Raw genomic sequence first — 18,820 nt, 5'->3', positions numbered from 1 at the left:
GGGCAGCTCCAGCAAAACAGGCAAGAAAGTTCACCCGCGGTGCATCCAAAGGCGTGCTTGCCGCGTAAACCAATCAGTACAAATTACAACTGCAGTGGACAAAAAATGATGAAGCGGTTAAATTGTCCAGAACAACAGACGGTGGAGGTTGGAATGCCCGGATTCTCTCGTTACTGGCGCCTCGGTAGAACCTGGGGGATGGCCTTGGCGGCTGCCGCATGGCTGCCCGCGGCGCAGGCCAACGCATCGACCGCTCCCGCCCCGGCTGTAGCCGGCAGCGCGGCCGCTTGCCCCGGCGTGCTGCAGCACACCTTCCCACGCCTGCAGGATGAAAAGCCGCAATCGCTGTGCCAGTACGCCGGCAAAGTGCTGCTGGTGGTCAACACGGCCAGCTACTGCGGGTTCACGGGGCAGTACAAGGGCCTGGAAGCGCTGCACGCCAAATACAAAGACCGCGGTTTGGTCGTACTGGGCTTCCCGTCCAATGACTTCTCGCAAGAAACCGGCTCCAACCAGCAGATCGCAGAGTTCTGCGAAAACACCTTCGGCGTGAAGTTTCCGATGTTTGCCAAGAGCCAGGTGACGGGGCCGCAGGCCAGCCCGTTTTTCCGACAGCTGGCCGAAGCGACGGGCACGGCGCCCAAATGGAATTTCCACAAGTACCTGATCGGCCGGGACGGCAAGGTCATCGACAGCTACTCCAGCTTCACTGCGCCCGACAGCCGCGGCCTGGTCCGCGCGATCGAGCAGCAGTTAGCCCTTGCTCCCTCCCGTTGAGGTGCCCCATGCCCCATGCTGTCCCTTTTTCTCAAAATTTTCTGCAGCGCCCCTGGAACTTTCGCAGGGCGCCCTCACTCTTGACCACAACAGGGCGCTGCACACGCCCCACCAGTTTGACGTTGCGAAGCCTTTCGGGCCCCTGTGTCCCGACTGACCTCCTGGAGCGCTTCTCCTCCCTCCCTCTCTTTTTCGTTTCGGGACGCTTCGCAACCTTTTTATTCCGGGCCGCTCCGGCAGGGAGCCGCCCATGAGAGTCGCGATCGTCGGCTCCGGCATCTCGGGCCTGGGAGCTGCCCACCTCCTGAAAGACCACGCGCATGTCACCCTCTACGAGGCGGGTGACTACTTCGGGGGTCATACGCACACCGTAGACGTCACGCTGCCCACGGCCCGCGGCACGGTCACCCACGGCGTGGACACCGGGTTCCTGGTTTTCAACGAACGCACTTACCCCAACCTGATCCGCCTGCTGGCCGAACTGGGCGTGGCAACGGCCAAGTCCGACATGTCGTTCTCGGTGCAGGCGCCGCGCCCCGGGCGCGGGCCGCTGGAGTGGAGCGGCTCCAACCTGTCCACCGTGTTCGCGCAGCGCCGCAATCTCGCAAGCCCCCGCTTTCTGGGCATGCTGATGGATTTGCTGCGCTTCAACCGGCTGTGCACCCGCATTGCCGAAGCGAACGCCGAACAGTCGTTGATGCAGCCGCTGGGCGAGTTCCTGCAGGAGCACCGGTTTGGCGAGGCTTTCCGCGACTGGTACTTCCTGCCCATGCTGGGCTGCATCTGGAGCTGTCCCACCGACCAGATGCTCAAGTTCCCCGTGGCCACCATGATCCGGTTCTGCCACAACCACGGGCTGATCCAGGTGAACGACCGGCCGCAGTGGTGGACGGTGACGGGCGGCGCACGCCACTATGTGGAGCGCATCCTGTCCGGAATTGCCGACAAGCGCCTCTCGACCCCCGTACTGCGCATTGAGCGTGACAACGCGGGCGTGCGCGTGCACACGGCAGGCCTCGTCGAACACTTCGACCATGTGGTGCTGGCCACGCACTCCGACCAATCGCTGGCCCTGTTGGCGGCGCCCACGTTACAGGAGCGCGCCGTGCTGGGGGCGATCCGCTACCAGCCCAACCGCGCGGTCCTGCACACCGACACCTCGGTACTGCCGCAGCAACGTACCGCTTGGGCGGCCTGGAATTACGAACGGGCCGAAGCGTCCGACCGGGAGTCGGCTCAGGTGTGCCTGCATTACTGGCTCAACCAGTTGCAGCCTCTGCCGTTCGAGCAACCGGTGATCGTGTCGCTCAATCCCGTGCGTCCCATCGACCCGGCCACCGTCGTGGGCGAATACGAGTACGCGCATCCGGTCTTCGACCTGCCAGCAATCCGGGCCCAGCAACTGGTCGGCCAGTTGCAGGGCCGCCACCACACCTGGTTCTGCGGCGCCTGGATGGGCTACGGTTTCCATGAAGACGGACTCAAGTCCGGCATGGCCGTCGCTCGTTCGCTGCAGGCCCTTGCGCCCCACACCCTGGCGGAGGCTGCGTGAGCACAGCGGCGGCAGACGTACGCGCCACGGGCCCGCTGCTGGGCTTCGGGCAGGTGCGCCACACGCGGCTGCGCCCTCGGCGGCACGCGTTCGCCTATCCCACGTTTTTCCTGATGCTGCCGATGCGGCGTCTCGCCGCACATTCGGGTGCGCTGGCGGTGAACCGCAGGGGCGCCATCAGCTTTCACGACTGCGATCATGGTGATGGGCGTGGCCCCGAGCAGGGCGGGGCACTCGCGTGGCTGGACGGTCTGCTGCGCGCCGAAGGCATCGACGATGCCACAGGCGAGGTCTGGCTGCACTGCTACCCGCGCGTGCTGGGCTATACATTCAAGCCGGTGAGCTTCTGGTACTGCCATCGACCGGACGGCAGTCTGCGTGCCATCCTGGTCGAGGTGAACAACACGTTCGGCGAGCGGCATTGCTACCTGCTCGACCAGCAGCCGCGCTACGGCCAGGAGCTTGCGGCGCGCAAAGTCTTCCACGTGTCACCGTTTTGCGAGGTCAGTGGCGGCTATCGTTTCCGATTCATGCGCACGCCCGGCAGCCCCGACGCTGCGGCCGGCCGTACAGTGGTGCGCATCGACTACGACGACGACCAAGGCCCGCTGATCCAGACCAGCGTCAGCGGCACGCTCGAACCCGTCACGCCCGCCACCCTGCGCCGAGCGCTCTGGGGCTACCCGGCCATGACGCTGGCCGTGATTGCCCGCATCCACTGGCATGCACTGCAGCTGTGGGCCAAACGCGTGCGCTTCCACCGCAAACCCGAGGCGCCTGCCTCGATCGTGACCCGTTGATCCGTTTTCTGCCCGTCGAGACCGCCATGAACACGACCACCGCCTCCCGTGCCTCCCGCGACTTGCCCCACGACACCCCGGCAGCGGCCCGTACGGCCCTCAAACTCATGGAGCGGCTGCAGCACGGCAGCCTGACCGTGCAACTGCCCGACGGAACCCTTCAGCACTTTGGCCAGGGAGGCGGCCCCGCAGCGGCCATCACGCTCAAGAACTGGAACGTGTGCCAGGCAGCGCTCAAGTCGGGCGATATCGGCTTTGCCGAAAGCTACATCGCAGGCGACTGGACCACGCCGCACCTGACCGATCTGCTCAAGGTGTTTATTGCCAACCGCCAGGAGGTAGAAGGTGTGATCTACGGCACCTGGGCCGGCCGGCTGCTGTACCGCCTGAAACACCTGCTGAACAGGAACACCCGCACCAACAGCCAGAAAAACATCCACGCCCACTACGACCTGGGCAATGCGTTCTACGAGCTGTGGCTGGACGACACCATGAACTACTCGTCGGCCTGGTTCGAAGGTGCGCTCGATGGAGATTTGCGCACGGCCCAGCATGCCAAGGTGCGCCGTGCCCTGCGCATGGCGCAGGTGCAACCGGGCGACCGCGTGCTGGAAATCGGTTGCGGCTGGGGCGCGTTGGCCGAGATGGGAACCAGCGAATTCGGCGCGCACGTGACCGGAGTGACGCTGTCCACCGAGCAACTGGCCTTTGCGCAGGCGCGCATGCAGCGGCTGGGTGTGGCGGCCCAGAGCGACCTGCGGCTGCAGGACTACCGCGACATTGCCGACGGCCCCTACGACGCGATCTGCTCCATCGAAATGATCGAGGCCGTAGGCCGCGAATACTGGCCCACCTATTTCCAGTCTGTCCACAGGCTGCTCAAGTCCGGCGGACGGGCGTGCATCCAGAGCATCGTGATCGACGACAGTCTGTTTGCCCGCTACATCAGCTCGACCGACTTCATTCAGCAGTACATCTTCCCGGGCGGCTGCCTGCCGTGCCCGAGCGAGTTCCGCCGCGAAGCCGCTGCGGCCGGCCTGCGCGTGGAAGACGAGTTCGCGTTTGGCCAGGACTATGCCGAAACCCTCAAGCGCTGGCGCGAGCGCTTTCTGGCACAGCGTCAGCGCATCCTGCAGCTGGGCTTCGACGAGCGCTTTATGCACATCTGGGAGTTCTACCTCGCCTACTGCGAAGCTGCCTTTGCCATGCGCAACATCGACCTGGTGCAGTACACGCTGGTCAAGGACTGAGCACAGGAGTTCGCCATGCACCGAACCGCCCGTCCGCCGTCGGCCGCCCTGGCAGCAGTGGCCCTGGCCTGCGCCCTTGCCGGAATGGCCGCGCACGCCAACGAGGCGCCCAGTGCGCTCGCTGGGGCTCAACTGGCGGGGCAGGGCACGTTGCGCTTCTTCGGCTTCGAGGTGTACCGCGCCCGGCTGTGGGTCCGGCCGGGCTTCGATGCGGCCGACTATGCCGCGCATCCGCTGGCGCTCGAACTGACGTACCTCCGTGACTTCTCCGCCGAGGCGATCGCCAAACGGTCCATCGAGGAAATGCGCCGGGTGGGCCGTTTCTCGCCAGAACAAGGGGCGCGCTGGCAGGCCCAGCTGCAAGCGGCGCTGCCCGATGTGAAGGCAGGCGACCGGCTCACCGGTGTGTACACGCCCGGGGGCAGCGCGGTGTTTGTGATGGGGGGACGCACCATCGGCGAGGTGGCCGACCCCGAGTTCGCACGCCTGTTCTTCGGCATCTGGCTCTCACCGCAAACCTCTGAACCTGCGCTGCGCCAATCCCTGATCGCGTCGGCGCGACCTGCAGGTGCCCCATGAGCCAGACCACGGTCACGCCGGCGGTGCACGGCGCGCGCGCAGGGCTGGCCTATGGCCTGCTGGGGCTGCCGCTGGCGTTTGTGGCCCTGCCGTTGTACGTACTGCTGCCCAACCACTATGCACGCGAGTACGGCATGCCACTGGCGACGCTGGGCACCGTACTGCTGGCTGCACGCCTGCTGGATGCAGGGGTGGATCCGTGGCTGGGCCGCCTGAGCGACCGGTTGTTTGGCCGCTCTGCCAGCTCGGTGCTGCGCATCGGCGCTGGTTCGGCCTTGCTGCTGGCCGCAGGGCTGAGTGCGTTGTTTCTGCCCCCGGAGGCTGCCCAAGCCAGCCCCGGCACGCTGATCGTCTGGGCGCTGGTGACTCTCGTCGTGACCTACCTCGCTTACAGCCAGCTCAGCATTGCCCACCAGGCCTGGGGCGCGCGTCTGGGCGGTGATGAATTGCAGCGCGGGCGCATTGTGGCTTGGCGCGAGGGCGCCGCACTGATTGGCGTGCTCACCGCGTCGGTCTTGCCCAGCCTGTTCGGTTTGCCCGTGATGCTCAGCGTGTTCGCGGCCTCGCTCGCTGTGGGGTGGCTGGCCTGGTGTGGAGCCCCCCGCCCCCCGGCTGCGCCTGGCAGCACGGCCGACACTTCCGCCCTGTGGCGGCCCCTGCAGCGGCCTGCGTTCCGACGGTTGCTACTGGCCTTTGTGCTCAACGGCATTGCGAGCGCCATCCCAGCCACGCTGGTGCTGTTCTTCGTGCAAGACCGGCTACAGGCGGCGCCAGCCCAGGAGTCGTGGTTTCTGGGCGCGTACTTCCTGTGTGCAGCGCTGTCGATTCCCCTGTGGCTGCGTGTGGTGGCCCGCATCGGCCTGGGCCGCACCTGGCTGGCCGGGATGCTGCTGGCCGTGGCAGTGTTCGTCTGGACGCTGAGCCTGGGCACGGGCGACATCGTGCCGTTTCTGGTGGTGTGTGCGCTGTCGGGCGTGGCCCTGGGCACCGACCTGGCTGTGCCCAGCGCCCTGCTGGCCGGGGTGGTGGCCCAGGAAGGCGACCAGGGCCGCCATGAAGGCGCTTACTTTGGCTGGTGGAACTTCGCCACCAAGCTCAACCTGGCACTGGCCGCAGGGCTGGCCCTGCCGCTGCTGCAATGGTGGGGCTACAGCCCCGGCACCCGCACGCCCGAAGGCTTGACCACGCTGACCATGGCCTACGCGCTGCTGCCCTGCCTGCTCAAACTTGCCGCCGCTGCGGCACTCTGGTGGGGGGTGCTGCGCCCCGCGCACACGGCCCTCGCCCCCACTTCCGCCCAAGGCTGAAAACCATGCAAAGACGCTCACTCCTGCTGGCCGCCGCGGCCACTCCTCTGGCGCTGACCGGTTGCGCCAGCCAGAGCCTGTCGGATTACCAGGCCGAGAAACCCGTGCTCGACCTGGCCCGTTACTTCAACGGTACCGTGGACGCCTGGGGCATCTTCCAGGACCGCAGCGGCCGCATCGTGCGCCGCTTCACCGTGGTGATGGACTGCCGCTGGGAAGGAAACCAGGGCGTCCTGGACGAAGCCTTCACCTATTCCGACGGCAGCACGCAACGCCGTATCTGGCGACTCACCAAACATGCCGACGGGCGCTACACCGGCACCGCAGAAGACGTGGTGGGCGAAGCGAGTGGCCAGACTGTGGGCAACGCATTCCGCTGGACCTACACATTGGCGCTGCCGGTGGACGGTACGGTCTACCACGTCGACCTCGACGACTGGATGTATCTGGTGGACGACCGCGTGATGCTCAATCGCGCCACCATGAGCAAGTTTGGCGTGCGGCTCGGCGAGATCACGCTGTCGTTCACCAAGCGCACACCATGAGCCTGAACCCGCCGATCCGCGACTGGCAAGGTCGCCGCGTCTGGCTGATCGGGGCCTCCAGCGGCATCGGCCGGGCCACGGCTGCGCTGCTGCACGCGCGCGGGGCGCAGGTGGTGGTGTCGGCCCGCAATGCAGAGGCGTTGCAGGTCTTTGTGGCGGAGCACCCGGGCAGCCAGGCCCTGCCCTTCGACAGCGCAGACCGTGCGCAGGTGACCGAGGCCGCGGCCCGCGTGCTGGCCCAGGGCGCACCCGACCTGGTGTGCTACTGCGCGGGCCACTACCGGGACCAGCGGGCCACCGAGTTCGACCTGCAGGAAATGCTGCGCCATGAGCAGGTCAATTACCTGGGCGCACTGCACATGCTCGACGCGGTGTTGCCCCCCATGGTGCAAGCAGCGCGTGCGGGCCAGCGTGCCGGACACGTGAGCCTGATCAGCAGCGTGGCAGGTTTCCGCGGGCTGCCCAAGAGTCTGGCCTACGGCCCGACCAAAGCCGCGCTCATCAACCTGGCCGAGGCCTTGTACCTCGATCTGCACGACCTGGGCATGGGCGTGAGCGTGATCAACCCGGGCTTTGTGGCCACGCCCCTCACCGCAGGCAACGACTTCACCATGCCGGCGCTGATCTCGCCCGAAGCCGCGGCGCAGGCCATCGTGCGCGGCTGGGAACAGGGGCAGTTCGAAATCCATTTCCCCAAGCGCTTCACGCGGGTGATGAAGCTGCTGCGGCTCATGCCCTATCGGTGGTACTTTCCGGCCGTGCGCCGCTTCACAGGTCTTTGATGCAATCCAACCTTTCCTCTGCCGACGCCGTCGAGCGCATCGTCGGGTTCTTCGAACACCTGTCCGCTGCCGACCTGGTCCGAATTGGCGAGCTCTACAGCGCCGACGCGCGCTTCAAGGACCCGTTCAACGAGGTGCGCGGCATTCCGGCCATCCAGGGCATCTTCCGCCACATGTTCACGGCACTGGAGCAGCCCCGCTTTGTGGTCACAGGCCGTGTGGTGCAGGGGGACCAGTGCTTTCTGACCTGGGACTTCCTGTTCGCCTTTCGCAGCTACCACCGCGGCGTGACGCAGACGGTGCGCGGAGCCTCGCATCTGGTGCTGGATGCCGACGGCCGCATCACGCTGCACCGCGACTACTGGGACGCCGCCGAGGAACTGTACGAAAAGCTGCCGGTGGTAGGCGGCCTCATGCGCTGGCTCAAGCGCCGCGCGAACCAATAACCACACCAGCCCAGGCACAAAAAAGCCGGCCTTCGGGCCGGCTTTTTTGCCAAGGCCGCAGTGGCTCAGCTCGGTTTTGTGTCGGTGAAGCTCTGGCGCTGCATGAGGCGGTCGAGCAAGCGGCCCAGGTTGGGGTACTCGGTGCGCCAGGCAATCTCGGGAAAGCGGAATTCGAGCCAGCCGAGGGCGCAGCCCACCGCGATGTCCGACAGGCTCAGGTGGATGCCGCTGCAGTAATTCTTGTCGCCCAGCCCCTGGCTCATGGCCTTGAGGCTGTCGTGCACCTTGCGCAGCTGGCGGTCGATCCAGGCCTGACTGCGCTGCTCGGGCGTGCGGCCGGCCCAGGTCGCCTCCAGGCGCGCCAGGATGGCCGCATCCACCAGGCCGTCGGCCAGGGCTTCCCAGGTCTTGACCTCGGCACGCTCGCGCCCGCTGGGAGGGATGAGCTTGCCCACAGGCGACAGCGTGTCGAGGTACTCGACGATCACGCGCGAATCAAACACGGCCTCACCGCCTTCCATCACCAGGCACGGGACCTTGCCCAGCGGATTGGAGGTGCTGATGGTCGTGTCGTCGGCCCAAACGTTTTCCTGGACGAACTGGTAATCGAGCTTTTTCTCGGCCATCACGATGCGCACCTTGCGCACGTAGGGGCTGGCGGAGGAACCGATGAGTTTCATGGAGTGGCTTTCCAGAGCACGGAGCGTGGGACGGAAACTGGCCGCCGATTCTATCGGCACGGCCCTGCACCCGCCTGACGCGAGGGGGATGCCCCCGCCTACAATCGCGGGCCATGAGCCTGTCCACCATCACCGCCCTGTCGCCGCTTGACGGCCGCTATGCCTCCAAACTTGCCGCGCTGCGCCCCATCATGAGCGAGCATGGCTACATGCACCGCCGGGTGCAGGTGGAGGTCGCGTGGTTCATCGCGCTGTCTGACGCCGGCTTTGCCGAATTCAAACCGCTGACCACGGGCGCCCGCGCGTACCTGCTGGGCTTGGTGAAGAACTTCTCAGAAGCCGATTCGGCCGCGATCAAGGAGATCGAAAAGACCACCAACCACGACGTGAAGGCCGTGGAATACTGGATCAAGAGCAAGTTCGAGGCACGGCCCGAATTGATGCGCGCGGCTGAGTTCGTGCACTTCGCCTGCACCAGCGAAGACATCAACAACACCAGCCATGCGCTGCAGATCCGCTCGGGCCGCGACCAGGTGATCCTGCCGGGCCTGGACCGCATCGTGCTCAAGCTGCGCGAGATGGCGCACAACTATGCCGATGTGCCCATGCTCAGCCGCACCCACGGCCAGACGGCCAGCCCCACCACGGTGGGCAAGGAAATGGCCAATGTGCTGGTGCGCCTGAGCGCCGCCTGCGAGCGCATCGCCAGCGTCAAGATCATGGGGAAGATGAATGGCGCCGTGGGCAACTACAACGCCCACCTGTCGGCCTGGCCCGACTTCGACTGGGAAGCCTTCAGCAAGAAGGTGGTGGAGACGCCCGAGCCCCTGGGCCTGGGCCTGACCTTCCAGCCGTATTCGATCCAGATCGAGCCGCACGACTACATGGCCGAGCTGTTTGACGCGGTGGCCCGCGCCAACACCATCCTGATCGACCTGTCGCGCGACATCTGGGGCTATGTGAGCCTGGGCTACTTCAAGCAAAAGCTCAAGGCGGGCGAGATCGGCTCGTCCACCATGCCGCACAAGGTCAACCCCATCGACTTCGAGAACGCCGAAGGCAATCTGGGTCTGGCCAATGCGCTGCTGCGCCACCTGTCGGAGAAGCTGCCCGTCAGCCGCTGGCAGCGCGACCTGACCGACAGCACCGTGCTGCGCAACATCGGCGTGGCGCTGGGCTATGCGGCGCTGGCCTATGCGTCGCTGCTCACCGGCCTGAACAAACTCGAGCTCAACGAAGAAGCGCTGCAGGCCGACCTGGACGCCTCGTGGGAAGTGCTGGCCGAACCCATCCAGACCGTGATGCGCCGTTACGGCGTGCCGGGCGCCTATGAGAAGCTCAAGGAAGTCACCCGCGGCAAGACCGTCACCGCCGAAGCCCTGCACGGCCTGATCCGTTCGCTCGAAATTCCTGAAGCCGAGAAGGAGCGCCTGCTGGCCATGACGCCATCGAGCTACACCGGCAAGGCGGCCGAGCTCGCACGCCGCGTCTGAGCCCGCCATGGCCGGTGCCGCGCACGCCGCCGATGCGGCGCGCCGCAACAACTTTGACGCCCTGCGCCTGCTTGCGGCGCTCTTGGTGATCTGGGGGCATCAGTTCCCGATCCTGGGCCTGCCCACGCCGCTGATCGCGCACAACGAGCCGGGTGCGCTCGGCGTGGTGATGTTCTTCGCCGTCAGCGGCTACCTGGTCACGCAGTCCTGGCGAGCCGACCCGCACCTGGGCCGCTTTGCGCTGCGGCGCGCGCTGCGCATCTGGCCGGGCCTGACGGTGGCCGTGCTGCTGTGCGTGCTGATGCTCGGCCCGCTGGTGACCACGCAGCCGCTCCGAGACTACTTCAGCCACGCGGGCACACGGTTGTACCTCAGCAACCTGTGGCTTGACACCCGCTTTGCGCTGCCCGGGGTGTTTGACAGTCATCCGATCGCCGGTTCGGTGAACGGCCCGCTGTGGACGATTCCGCTGGAAGTCGGCTGTTATGCGGTGCTTGCGCTGGCCGGGGTGGTGGGAGCTGCGCACACGCGCTGGGCGGCCCCCCTGGTGCTGCTGGCGCTGATGGCCGCACTGCAATGGCGCTACAGCCCGCCGCCCGGAGCGCCCATGCCCGCCTGGTCGTTTGGTCTGCAGTACGGCATGGTGTTCGCGCTGGGCAGCACGCTGGCCGTCTGGGCCGATGCGTGGCGTGCCCGCATCCTGCCGGCCACCGTGGCCTGGGTCGGCCTGTGCGTTGCAGTGCACGCCTGGGGCCCCCAGCCGCTGGCAGGGCAGGCCGTGATCCTCGGCCTGGGCGGGCTGGCCGTGCTGCTGGGCCAGGCCTCGTGGCCCGTGGTGCGGCGTGCAGGGCGCTGGGGCGACGTGTCGTACGGTCTGTACATCTATGCCTTCCCGGTGCAGCAGCTGCTGGTGGTCTGGGGTGCGCAGCACTGGGGCTTTGGCTCGGCGCTGGCGGCCACCCTGGTGGGCTCGTTCGCGCTGGCTGCGTTGTCGTGGCACTGGGTGGAACAGCCTGCACTGGCGTTCAAGCCCCGGCGGCCTGCTCCAACGGCGTAGGCCTCAGATCCCCTGTTTTTCGACTCTCTTTGGAGCACGCTGCGGCGTGCACAGCCCATGGCCCTCAAATCCACCATCTTCAAGGCGAACGTCCAGATCGCCGACATCGACCACGGCTACTACGCCGACCACCCGCTGACCCTGGCGCGCCACCCGAGCGAAACCGACGAACGCATGATGGTGCGCCTGGCGGCACTGGCGCTGCAGGCCCACCAGCTGCAGGCGCTGTGCCAGGGCGACGGTACGCTGGCCTTTGGCGCGGGCCTGTCGGACCCGGACGACCCGGACGTCTCGCTGACCGACTTCACCGGCCGCAAGCGCCTGTGGATCGAGGTGGGCCAGCCCGAAGACAAGCCCCTGGCCAAGGCCGCCAGCCGGGCCGATGCGGTGGTGGTGTACGCCTTTCACCATGCAGCCGAGGTGTGGTGGAAGGGCATCGAGACCAAGCTCACGCGGCTCGACAAACTGCAGGTCTGGCGCATCCCGGCCGAGGCCTCGCAAGCGCTGGCGCAACTGGCCGAGCGCAGCATGCAACTGCAGGCCACGGTGCAGGAAGGGGCGCTGACACTCAGCAGCGAACGCGGCAGCGTGCACCTGGAGCCGCTGCGCTGGAAGTGAGTCCGTGCCGCGGACAGCCGCGGATGGCTTGGCATCAAATGGGCTGCTCGTGCTTATTATTCAAGCACAAGCAGCTATCAAATGTATAGCAATTTCAACGCTACGCCCGTCAGTCGTCGCGTGGCATGAAAGCCCCGCAGTGCCAGCACTGCTCAAACCCGCCCTCCACCAGTTCGCCGCAAACGCAGGCCCAGCGGCGCTGCGGCAGGGCCCGCAGGGCGTCGAGCAACGCGCGGGCGCTGGCCAGATGCTCGTCGTGGGTGAGCCAGATTTCGGGCAGGCACTGGTCGGGCGGCAGATGCCCTGCGGCAGCCCCCAGATGCTGGCGCTGGACGCTCGCCTGAAAGCCGGCCTCACAGAGCAGATCGGCCCAGACCGTGGCAATGGCAATGTTGGGGGCTTGGGTCAGGCGCTGCATGGGCGCACGATACGCCGGAGCCAGTGTCGGGGCAAGCCAGCCTGCCGATCTCAGCGACTGGTCGGCACCGCAGGCCCGGAGTCTGCCTGGGCCGCCGGCCTGGGTGCGCTTTCTGCGGCACGCTCGGCATAACGGTTGAAGCGCCACGCACTGTGGTCCAGCGTGATGCGCCGCCAGACGCGGCGCTTTTCTGCTGGACTGAAGGCGGGCCAGTGCTGCACCTCCTCAAAGCTGCGGCCGCAGCCCTTGCAGGTGTCGTCGCCCTGGCTCGTGGAACAGATGGCAATGCACGGCGTATCAGGCGTGGTGGCGTACCAATCCAGCCAGGCGGCACGGGCAGGGGCCGGCAAGCTGTCTTCGTCCGCCTCGTCCTCGTGGTGGTACACCATCAGCGCGTACACCTCGGCCAGCGCCTTGACTTGCGGTGTGAGCCCCCACCCGTCGCCCGTAGGCGCACGCGAGCGCCAATGGTTGATTGCGGCTTCGATGTCGGTGATGTGGATGCCGGCCATGGGGTGCTGCTCAGAAGGGGCGCCGATGATAGCGGCCGCGCCCCACACCCGTCCCGGGCCGGGGCATTGCAGCGAGCAAAAAAAGCCTTCCATGCTATCGCCGCCTCTGTCTTCGTAAGCAATAACCACAACACTTTGAGGCTTGTGCATCGCTATTTCCGGTGTTCCAATGGGGGCTTCGAAGGGGAGTAGCTCCCTCTCTGCGGCCGCCCCGCCCAGCCGGGCCTTGTGGCCACAGGGTTCGGCACTGTCGTCAGTACGAAGCCCAGCGGCTTCCGGCGGTCCGGGCAAGGCAAGACCTTCAGGTTCCGCGCCGAGCAAGACCTTCGGTTGGGCCTGCTGTCGGCCTGGTCGAAGAACGTCTGCCTCCTTCAGGCAGATGGCAAGGCCTCCGATACGGCAGGTGCACTCCACCACTACCACGTACCGGAACGGAATTTGCCCATGGAAATGTTCTCCACCCAATGGCTGACGGCCCTGCTGGCCATCGTCCTGATCGACCTCGTCCTGGCGGGCGACAACGCCATCGTGATCGCGCTGGCAGCCCGCGGACTGCCCAAGCACCTGCAGAAAAAAGCCATCGTCTGGGGCACTGTGGGCGCCATCGTCGTGCGCTCGGCCATGACCGTCGCGGTGGTCTGGCTGCTCAAGATTCCCGGCCTGATGCTGGTCGGCGGTCTTGGTCTGCTGTGGATCGCGTACAAACTGCTCGCGGAAGACGACGACGGCGAAGAGCACGGCAGCGCGGGTGCGACCACGTTTTGGGGCGCCATGAAGACCATCGTGATCGCAGACGCGCTCATGGGCATCGACAACGTGCTGGGCGTGGCCGGCGCAGCCCAGGGCTCTTTTGACCTGGTGGTGATCGGCCTGCTGATCAGCGTGCCCATCGTGGTGTTCGGCAGCACCATGGTGCTCAAGCTTGTCGAGCGCTTCCCCGTCATCATCCAGCTGGGGGCTGCAGTCCTGGCCTTTACGGCGGGCAAGATGATCGTCAATGAAAACTTGCTGGGCGCATTCTTCAAGGGCCCGGACACCCTGAGTCAGGTGGCCTACTGGGGCGTGATCATGCTGGCCATCATCGGTGTGCTGGCAGCAGGTTGGCTGCACAACCGGCGTCGCACCGGCGAAGCCAGCGCCTGATGGACCATGCCGCATGATGCCGCGCCCGGTGGTGGGTGCGGCGGACCATGCGGCCGGTCACTTCACACGCTGATCAACCAGCTGGCTGCGCACCCCTGCGCGGATCGCAGCCCGGCGACTGAGCGCTTCGACTGCCCGCACCATCGCGCTTACAGGCAGTGCCCCCACGCCGCGTAAGCACTGCTGTCCGTGCTGGGCCCGACGTTTCGGGGCTGGATCGGATTCTGAGCCCGCCCGCACGAATCCGCGGTGGCTGCCGCGGTACGCTCGCGAGCCCGTTGCCCCCAAAGACCCCCGGCCCAAGTCGTGCGGCGGCCGCTGGAACGGACCATGACAGCCGACGGAACGTCGCCCCAGCCCATCTGGTCGCGGTGCTATCCTGCGTGCATGCGAATTCTTCTGAAATGGCTGCTGAGTGCAGCGGCACTGTTGTTCGTCGCTTACGTGTACGACGGCGTGGAAGTCCAGACCTTCACGGCAGCCCTGATCGCTGCAGCAGTGATCGGGCTGTTCAACGCAGTGCTGCGCCCCGTTCTGGTGGTCTTGACGCTGCCGGTCACGATCGTGACGATCGGCCTCTTCCTTTTCGTGATCAATGCCCTGATGTTCTGGGCAGCCGCCGGGGTTCTGGACGGTTTCCAAGTGGCCGACTTCTGGGCAGCGCTTATCGGCTCGCTGATCTACTCAGTGCTGGGACTGGTGATCGAATCAGCGCTCGGCGGCCTGTTCCCGAAGCGCTGATTCCACGGCCCGGAGGCGGGTGTCGATGATGGACGCCTCGACGTAGTCAGTGCTGGAGCGGGCCAGATCCTGCCCCGCCTTCAACCGGTCAACGGCAGCCGCGTAGTCGTAGCGCGCTGCATGGGCCTCCGCTTCGGCACGCACCGCACGGAGCGTTTGCCCCATGGCCTGCCGGGCAATAGCCAGCCGGTGCCAAGCGGTGGCATCGCGCGGATGCTGGCTCACCCAAAGCTGCAAGGCGTCCGCCGCCTCGGCCGCACGGCCCGCCTGCAGCAACGCCTGCGCGCGCAGCAGGGTCTCAGGCCGCGCGCCGCCTTCGGCTGACAGCAGGGCCAGCGCGGCATCTGGTTGTCCAGCCGCCAACTCTACCTCGGCCGCCAGCAGGCGGACCTGGCGCTGCAAGGCTGTGTCCTGCCCCGCAAGCGCGCGCAGTGGCACCACCCCCTGACGGGCTCCTGCCACCTCACGCAACTGAATGCGACTGAGCACAGCGGCGTACCACGCCCCTATCTGTCGTGCTGGCGGCTGCTGCGCAAAACCAGGACTCGACGGCTCTGCCGCCCACTGTCGCCACTGGTCAACGCCACCTTGAGCGAGCACCCTGGCACGAGCCGACATGATGGCAGCCTCAGGCTGGTACTGCCCGGAAGGCGCAGTCCGCGCGTCGGCAGGCAGCCGGGCCTGCATGTCAGCCATGCGCTGCGTGGTCAACGGATGACTCCGTAGATAGGGCCAACTGCCGTTGTCGTTGAGGCGGTTGGCCTGCTGCAGCTTGTCGAACATGCTCACGAAGCCAAGGGGCGAGAAACCGGCAGGCTCCATCAAGGTGTAGCCGATGCGGTCTGCCTCCCGTTCCATGTCGCGGGAGAAGTTCAGCTGGTTCTGAATGGCCAGCGCCTGACCACCCACGATCAGCGCCTGCGTCGCGCCTGGATTCTTGCTGGCTGCGAGTGCGCCAAGCACCATCGCGCCCAGTAACAAGGGGGTCTGTCTGTTCTGCTGTGTAATCAGGCGGGAGATATGGCGCTGAGTGACATGGCTGAGCTCATGTGCCAACACCGACGCCAGTTCATCGCGCGACGTGACCACGGCCACTAGGCCGAGGTGCAGACCCAAAAAACCACCAGGCAGGGCGAACGCGTTGACACTGCGATCACGCCCCAAGAGGATTTCCCAGGCGAAGCGCTCGTAGAGCTCGTCCGACAACTCGCCGCGCGCTCGCGCTGTCGCGAGCAGTGGCCGCCAAATCCCCTGAACATAATCGGCCATCACCGGATCGTCCAGGTAGTCGGGATCGCGGTACAGCTCGCGTGCGATGCGGTCACCCAGGCGGCGTTCATCTCCAGGGGTCAGTTCTGCGGCATCGCCCAGACTGGGGAGTGGGGACCCAGTCCCCGCACCTGAAGGCGTTGCTGCGGTCGCAGCCCCTCCAGGGCCAGCGACCGCGACACAGAGGTACGCAGCTATCGCTGCGACGCCCAGCCGCTGGCGAAGCCGCTGAGCGCATGACTCGAGCAAGGAGTATGGCGTCAAGACAAGGCGCCTCGTCAATAGGGGTCCACTGGGACAAAACGAAGCGGACGCAATGTTTGAGGGTCTAACAGCGCAGTCCAGATAGCGGAACGCCCGTGCACTGGCAGGTAGCGCAGTGTGTCCACAGAAAGACCCGTTGCCTGGGCCGCATCTGTCAGCAATCCCGCAAAGCTTGGCTGACGTCCAATCAACTCAGACAAGGGCTGGGATGTCTCCAAGATCTCCGTGCGGGAGGCTTCGTAGGATTGCCATAGGTCGGCACGCGCGGGCAGCGAGGCACCGGACAATGCAGCAAGCGTCGCCTCCATCTGCTCGCTGGAGGAGCGGAATGGGCGCAATGCCAGAAGGGTAGGCCCGGTCCAGGGGAGCGACTGCAAGGCGGGCTCCGCCTTGGCAAGCATTTCAGGGTCGACGTCGCTCGCATGTACAACACTCAGGCGCTGGTACTCGAACACCAAATGAACCGGCCTTGCAACGGATACTGTCCACAGCCCGTAGCACAGGGCGGCCAACTGAAGAGCCCCGACAATCGATAGATCCACTACCAGCTCGCGCCTTGGCTTCTTGTCGTTGAACACCACCAGGGTGATCAGCGGCCCCATAACGACATCTACCGCGACGACGAGCAAGAACAGGGATCGGCCTCCCGACAACTCTCGGTAGGGATACGGATACCAGAGTCCGAATACCAGTACCGCCGCCAGCGCAGCGACGATCAAGCTGACTCCCAAATGCACGCCGCTAGCTCGCAGGCGACGGTTCGATGAATGCATGGCCGTATGATGCCTTCGAAAAAGAATTGTTCAACGCAGAGCGCCTCGGTGGCGACTTTTCGCTATGCCTACCCTCACCCATTTTGATGCTCAGGGCCAAGCCCACATGGTCGACGTTTCCACAAAGCCGTCGACACACCGGATCGCGGTTGCTGAGGGCCACATCTGCATGGAGCCAGCAACCCTAGAACTGATTGAGTCCGGCACGGCCAAGAAAGGCGATGTTCTGGGCATTGCACGGATTGCAGGTATTCAGGCTGCCAAGAAGACCAGTGATCTCATTCCGCTGTGTCACCCGCTTGCCTTGACGCGGGTTGCGGTGGAGTTCCAGATTTTTCATCCCGCAACAGTTTCCACTAGGGAGCCTGCCGTCGTATCTTGCACTGCGACTGTAGAAACTTTAGGCCCCACAGGGGTTGAGATGGAAGCGCTGACGGCGGTGCAAATCGCCTTGCTCACCATCTACGACATGTGCAAAGCTGTGGACCGAGACATGTGCATCCAAAACGTACGCCTGCTGAAAAAGCAGGGGGGAAAGTCCGGAAGGTTTGACGCCAAATAGCTCACCCGCTGGGCCTTGCCCAGCTAGTTGGGCAACCTTGATACAGCGCGATTTCGAACGGATGCGGGGGTGTGAAAAGAGGCCTCCGCTATCGCCCATGGCAAGCTTGGCAAACCCCACGCGCGCGCGGCCACCCCACCCAGCGGTTTCTCAACGAGCCTGTCCGCTAGGCGTACCGCTGGGCGGAGCCGAGGTACTGGGCCGAGGCCACTCATCGAGCAAACCACGGCACGCTTTCTCACTGAGCAGCCAGCAGGCTCGAATAGCCCAGGCTTGGGCTTCAGCCTCATGACCGTTGAGACGATGAGCGCCAATCACCTTACGCAAGGCAAGCGGCGAAGTGTTGTACAGCATCAGCGCTTCCCAGTGGGCGATTTCTCGTGCCGACATGCCGGCCTTTGGCATGCTCCGCGACAGGGCAATAGCATCAGGCCAATCCGTGAGCAGAAGCGTCTGGGGCGGCGTCTCATCATGCCCCGTGCCCACCCGTGCGACCTGAAAACGTAGCTCTGTGAAGGCTTGTTCGATCTTTAGGTAGTCCTGCGCGATGACCACCAAGAGAGAGCCGAGGCTTATTAGCAAAGCCAGCACGGCGGCCCAATGCACCCTGAAGAGACCGCGACCGCCTCGCTGAGCCTGACCGGACAGGGCTCCAGCAAGCGCGAAAAAGGGCCACAGGAAATACCCATAATGCAAAGGAAATTCCAGCATTGCATGGACCAGGAATACCAACAAGGCGCTCAACACGATCAAGGCTTCTGCACTGCGAATGCCCCGAGCTGTCCGGAACAGCCAAACACCGGCACACACGCACAGCAGCAGTGCCAACGGCCATCCGGCCCACAATGCCAAGTCCAGAATGAGATTGTGGCTTTGCTCGAAATAAGTATTTCCCAGCTTGTGCTGGTAGCCTTCAAAGACTTCAAAGTACCCAGCATTGGAGCGCCCCACGCCATAGCCCCACCAGGGACTTTCCAAGCTAGCCTCCAGGGACATCTGCCAAAGAGACCATCGCAGCTCACCGGCAGAGCGTTCTAGCAGCGTCAGCGGCATATGCAGGCCCAGAGCCGAAGCCAGCACTGGCTTCGCAGCCAAGAGGAGCAGATAAACACCCAAAACGCCCTGTACCGCCCGCACCTCCTTCTGGGACAAACAACTGGGCCTCATCAGGGTCACCGCTGCCGTGGCAAGGGCCAGCGTCAACATGGCGGTGCGCGATTCGGTCAACGCAATGCCCCATACCAACCAAGCG

21 protein-coding genes are annotated in these 18,820 nt (G+C 65.3%); 15 read left to right on the top strand and 6 right to left on the bottom strand.

Translation table 11 applies throughout. The annotated features are described in order from the left end of the window. Positions 1–198 precede the first annotated feature (198 nt). From ABD866_RS10995 to ABD866_RS10955, 9 genes are all read left to right on the top strand, one after another. Entirely contained in the window at positions 199–777 is a 579-nt protein-coding gene (locus ABD866_RS10995) for a glutathione peroxidase (protein WP_345064661.1), read from the top strand. A gap of 250 nt (positions 778–1,027) precedes the next feature. Further along, positions 1,028–2,329: an NAD(P)/FAD-dependent oxidoreductase gene (locus tag ABD866_RS10990; protein WP_345064658.1), complete on the top strand. Its 1,302-nt coding sequence runs from the start codon at positions 1,028–1,030 to the stop codon at positions 2,327–2,329. Continuing rightward, on the top strand, positions 2,326–3,129 hold the full coding sequence (locus tag ABD866_RS10985; protein WP_345064656.1) for a DUF1365 domain-containing protein: 804 nt from the start codon (positions 2,326–2,328) through the stop codon (positions 3,127–3,129). Before ABD866_RS10990 ends, ABD866_RS10985 begins: the two co-directional genes overlap by 4 nt. 26 nt (positions 3,130–3,155) lie before the next feature. Beyond that, complete coding sequence (locus tag ABD866_RS10980; RefSeq protein ID WP_345064653.1) at positions 3,156–4,379, top strand: class I SAM-dependent methyltransferase; 1,224 nt, start codon at positions 3,156–3,158, stop codon at positions 4,377–4,379. A gap of 15 nt (positions 4,380–4,394) precedes the next feature. After that, complete coding sequence (locus ABD866_RS10975; protein WP_425549581.1) at positions 4,395–4,958, top strand: chalcone isomerase family protein; 564 nt, start codon at positions 4,395–4,397, stop codon at positions 4,956–4,958. Next, positions 4,955–6,265: an MFS transporter gene (locus ABD866_RS10970; protein ID WP_345064651.1), complete on the top strand. Its 1,311-nt coding sequence runs from the start codon at positions 4,955–4,957 to the stop codon at positions 6,263–6,265. Before ABD866_RS10975 ends, ABD866_RS10970 begins: the two co-directional genes overlap by 4 nt. Positions 6,266–6,270: 5 nt before the next feature. Continuing rightward, the gene (locus tag ABD866_RS10965) at positions 6,271–6,810 is read left to right on the top strand and encodes a DUF3833 domain-containing protein (RefSeq protein ID WP_345064648.1); all 540 of its coding nucleotides are present in this window, start codon (positions 6,271–6,273) and stop codon (positions 6,808–6,810) included. Then, positions 6,807–7,592 (top strand): SDR family NAD(P)-dependent oxidoreductase, encoded by a 786-nt coding sequence (locus ABD866_RS10960; protein WP_345064645.1) that lies wholly within the window; start codon positions 6,807–6,809, stop codon positions 7,590–7,592. The genes ABD866_RS10965 and ABD866_RS10960 overlap by 4 nt, the downstream gene beginning before the upstream one ends. Then, the gene (locus ABD866_RS10955) at positions 7,592–8,038 is read left to right on the top strand and encodes a nuclear transport factor 2 family protein (RefSeq protein WP_345064641.1); all 447 of its coding nucleotides are present in this window, start codon (positions 7,592–7,594) and stop codon (positions 8,036–8,038) included. Before ABD866_RS10960 ends, ABD866_RS10955 begins: the two co-directional genes overlap by 1 nt. Before the next feature lie 65 nt (positions 8,039–8,103). On the opposite strand, the gene ABD866_RS10950 is transcribed toward ABD866_RS10955, so the two are convergent. Then, a complete protein-coding gene (locus ABD866_RS10950; protein WP_345064638.1) occupies positions 8,104–8,718 on the bottom strand; it encodes a glutathione S-transferase N-terminal domain-containing protein in 615 nt (204 codons plus the stop codon). Between the two features lie 113 nt (positions 8,719–8,831). Between ABD866_RS10950 and purB the strand changes: the two genes are divergently transcribed. The 3 genes from purB to ABD866_RS10935 are packed head-to-tail and all read left to right on the top strand — an operon-like array spanning position 8,832 to position 11,886. After that, a complete protein-coding gene (gene purB / locus ABD866_RS10945; protein WP_345064635.1) occupies positions 8,832–10,211 on the top strand; it encodes an adenylosuccinate lyase in 1,380 nt (459 codons plus the stop codon). 7 nt (positions 10,212–10,218) lie between these two features. Continuing rightward, on the top strand, positions 10,219–11,268 hold the full coding sequence (locus tag ABD866_RS10940; protein WP_345064632.1) for an acyltransferase family protein: 1,050 nt from the start codon (positions 10,219–10,221) through the stop codon (positions 11,266–11,268). A gap of 57 nt (positions 11,269–11,325) precedes the next feature. Continuing rightward, on the top strand, positions 11,326–11,886 hold the full coding sequence (locus ABD866_RS10935) for a YaeQ family protein (RefSeq protein ID WP_345064624.1): 561 nt from the start codon (positions 11,326–11,328) through the stop codon (positions 11,884–11,886). 109 nt (positions 11,887–11,995) lie between these two features. Here ABD866_RS10935 and ABD866_RS10930 read toward each other — a convergent pair whose 3' ends face one another. Both ABD866_RS10930 and ABD866_RS10925 read right to left on the bottom strand, forming a co-directional pair. Continuing rightward, the gene (locus ABD866_RS10930) at positions 11,996–12,304 is read right to left on the bottom strand and encodes a putative signal transducing protein (protein ID WP_345064620.1); all 309 of its coding nucleotides are present in this window, start codon (positions 12,302–12,304) and stop codon (positions 11,996–11,998) included. Between the two features lie 50 nt (positions 12,305–12,354). Beyond that, on the bottom strand, positions 12,355–12,816 hold the full coding sequence (locus ABD866_RS10925; RefSeq protein WP_345064616.1) for a DUF3717 domain-containing protein: 462 nt from the start codon (positions 12,814–12,816) through the stop codon (positions 12,355–12,357). A gap of 444 nt (positions 12,817–13,260) precedes the next feature. On the opposite strand from ABD866_RS10925, the gene ABD866_RS10920 reads away from it, so the two are divergent. Both ABD866_RS10920 and ABD866_RS10915 read left to right on the top strand, forming a co-directional pair. Next, positions 13,261–13,959 (top strand): TerC family protein, encoded by a 699-nt coding sequence (locus tag ABD866_RS10920; RefSeq protein ID WP_345064614.1) that lies wholly within the window; start codon positions 13,261–13,263, stop codon positions 13,957–13,959. Between the two features lie 387 nt (positions 13,960–14,346). After that, positions 14,347–14,700 carry a phage holin family protein gene (locus ABD866_RS10915; RefSeq protein WP_345064612.1) on the top strand — a complete coding sequence of 118 codons (354 nt, stop codon included), beginning with the start codon at positions 14,347–14,349 and terminating at the stop codon, positions 14,698–14,700. Here the strand turns inward: ABD866_RS10915 and ABD866_RS10910 are convergent. Together ABD866_RS10910 and tfpZ are read right to left on the bottom strand one after the other, a co-directional pair. After that, positions 14,668–16,182 carry a M48 family metalloprotease gene (locus ABD866_RS10910; protein WP_425549585.1) on the bottom strand — a complete coding sequence of 505 codons (1,515 nt, stop codon included), beginning with the start codon at positions 16,180–16,182 and terminating at the stop codon, positions 14,668–14,670. The genes ABD866_RS10915 and ABD866_RS10910 overlap by 33 nt on opposite strands. 65 nt (positions 16,183–16,247) lie before the next feature. Beyond that, complete coding sequence (tfpZ, locus tag ABD866_RS10905; protein WP_345064610.1) at positions 16,248–17,006, bottom strand: TfpX/TfpZ family type IV pilin accessory protein; 759 nt, start codon at positions 17,004–17,006, stop codon at positions 16,248–16,250. A 64-nt stretch (positions 17,007–17,070) separates the two neighbouring features. On the opposite strand from tfpZ, the gene moaC reads away from it, so the two are divergent. Beyond that, positions 17,071–17,568 (top strand): cyclic pyranopterin monophosphate synthase MoaC, encoded by a 498-nt coding sequence (moaC, locus tag ABD866_RS10900; protein ID WP_345064598.1) that lies wholly within the window; start codon positions 17,071–17,073, stop codon positions 17,566–17,568. Positions 17,569–17,718: 150 nt separating this feature from the next. On the opposite strand, the gene ABD866_RS10895 is transcribed toward moaC, so the two are convergent. Then, positions 17,719–18,820: PglL family O-oligosaccharyltransferase (locus tag ABD866_RS10895; protein WP_345064596.1), on the bottom strand; the 1,102-nt coding region annotated here is incomplete at its 5' end.

Origin of the sequence: Acidovorax lacteus (assembly GCF_039540375.1) — a bacterium.
GTDB lineage: Bacteria > Pseudomonadota > Gammaproteobacteria > Burkholderiales > Burkholderiaceae_C > Acidovorax_G > Acidovorax_G lacteus.
The sequence above is the reverse complement of the archived record's forward strand: the minus strand, read 5'-3'. Positions and strand labels throughout refer to the sequence as shown.

Coding starts and splice junctions, on each gene's coding strand:
- ABD866_RS10990 (WP_345064658.1), top strand. CDS start 1,028: ATGAGAGTCGCGATCGTCGGCTCCGGCATCTCGGGCCTGGGAGCTGCC.
- moaC (WP_345064598.1), top strand. CDS start 17,071: ATGCCTACCCTCACCCATTTTGATGCTCAGGGCCAAGCCCACATGGTC.
- ABD866_RS10975 (WP_425549581.1), top strand. CDS start 4,395: ATGCACCGAACCGCCCGTCCGCCGTCGGCCGCCCTGGCAGCAGTGGCC.
- ABD866_RS10930 (WP_345064620.1), bottom strand. CDS start 12,304: ATGCAGCGCCTGACCCAAGCCCCCAACATTGCCATTGCCACGGTCTGG.
- ABD866_RS10955 (WP_345064641.1), top strand. CDS start 7,592: ATGCAATCCAACCTTTCCTCTGCCGACGCCGTCGAGCGCATCGTCGGG.
- ABD866_RS10965 (WP_345064648.1), top strand. CDS start 6,271: ATGCAAAGACGCTCACTCCTGCTGGCCGCCGCGGCCACTCCTCTGGCG.
- ABD866_RS10940 (WP_345064632.1), top strand. CDS start 10,219: ATGGCCGGTGCCGCGCACGCCGCCGATGCGGCGCGCCGCAACAACTTT.
- ABD866_RS10995 (WP_345064661.1), top strand. CDS start 199: ATGGCCTTGGCGGCTGCCGCATGGCTGCCCGCGGCGCAGGCCAACGCA.
- ABD866_RS10970 (WP_345064651.1), top strand. CDS start 4,955: ATGAGCCAGACCACGGTCACGCCGGCGGTGCACGGCGCGCGCGCAGGG.
- purB (WP_345064635.1), top strand. CDS start 8,832: ATGAGCCTGTCCACCATCACCGCCCTGTCGCCGCTTGACGGCCGCTAT.
- ABD866_RS10920 (WP_345064614.1), top strand. CDS start 13,261: ATGGAAATGTTCTCCACCCAATGGCTGACGGCCCTGCTGGCCATCGTC.
- ABD866_RS10960 (WP_345064645.1), top strand. CDS start 6,807: ATGAGCCTGAACCCGCCGATCCGCGACTGGCAAGGTCGCCGCGTCTGG.
- ABD866_RS10935 (WP_345064624.1), top strand. CDS start 11,326: ATGGCCCTCAAATCCACCATCTTCAAGGCGAACGTCCAGATCGCCGAC.
- ABD866_RS10950 (WP_345064638.1), bottom strand. CDS start 8,718: ATGAAACTCATCGGTTCCTCCGCCAGCCCCTACGTGCGCAAGGTGCGC.
- ABD866_RS10980 (WP_345064653.1), top strand. CDS start 3,156: ATGAACACGACCACCGCCTCCCGTGCCTCCCGCGACTTGCCCCACGAC.
- ABD866_RS10925 (WP_345064616.1), bottom strand. CDS start 12,816: ATGGCCGGCATCCACATCACCGACATCGAAGCCGCAATCAACCATTGG.
- ABD866_RS10915 (WP_345064612.1), top strand. CDS start 14,347: ATGCGAATTCTTCTGAAATGGCTGCTGAGTGCAGCGGCACTGTTGTTC.
- tfpZ (WP_345064610.1), bottom strand. CDS start 17,006: ATGCATTCATCGAACCGTCGCCTGCGAGCTAGCGGCGTGCATTTGGGA.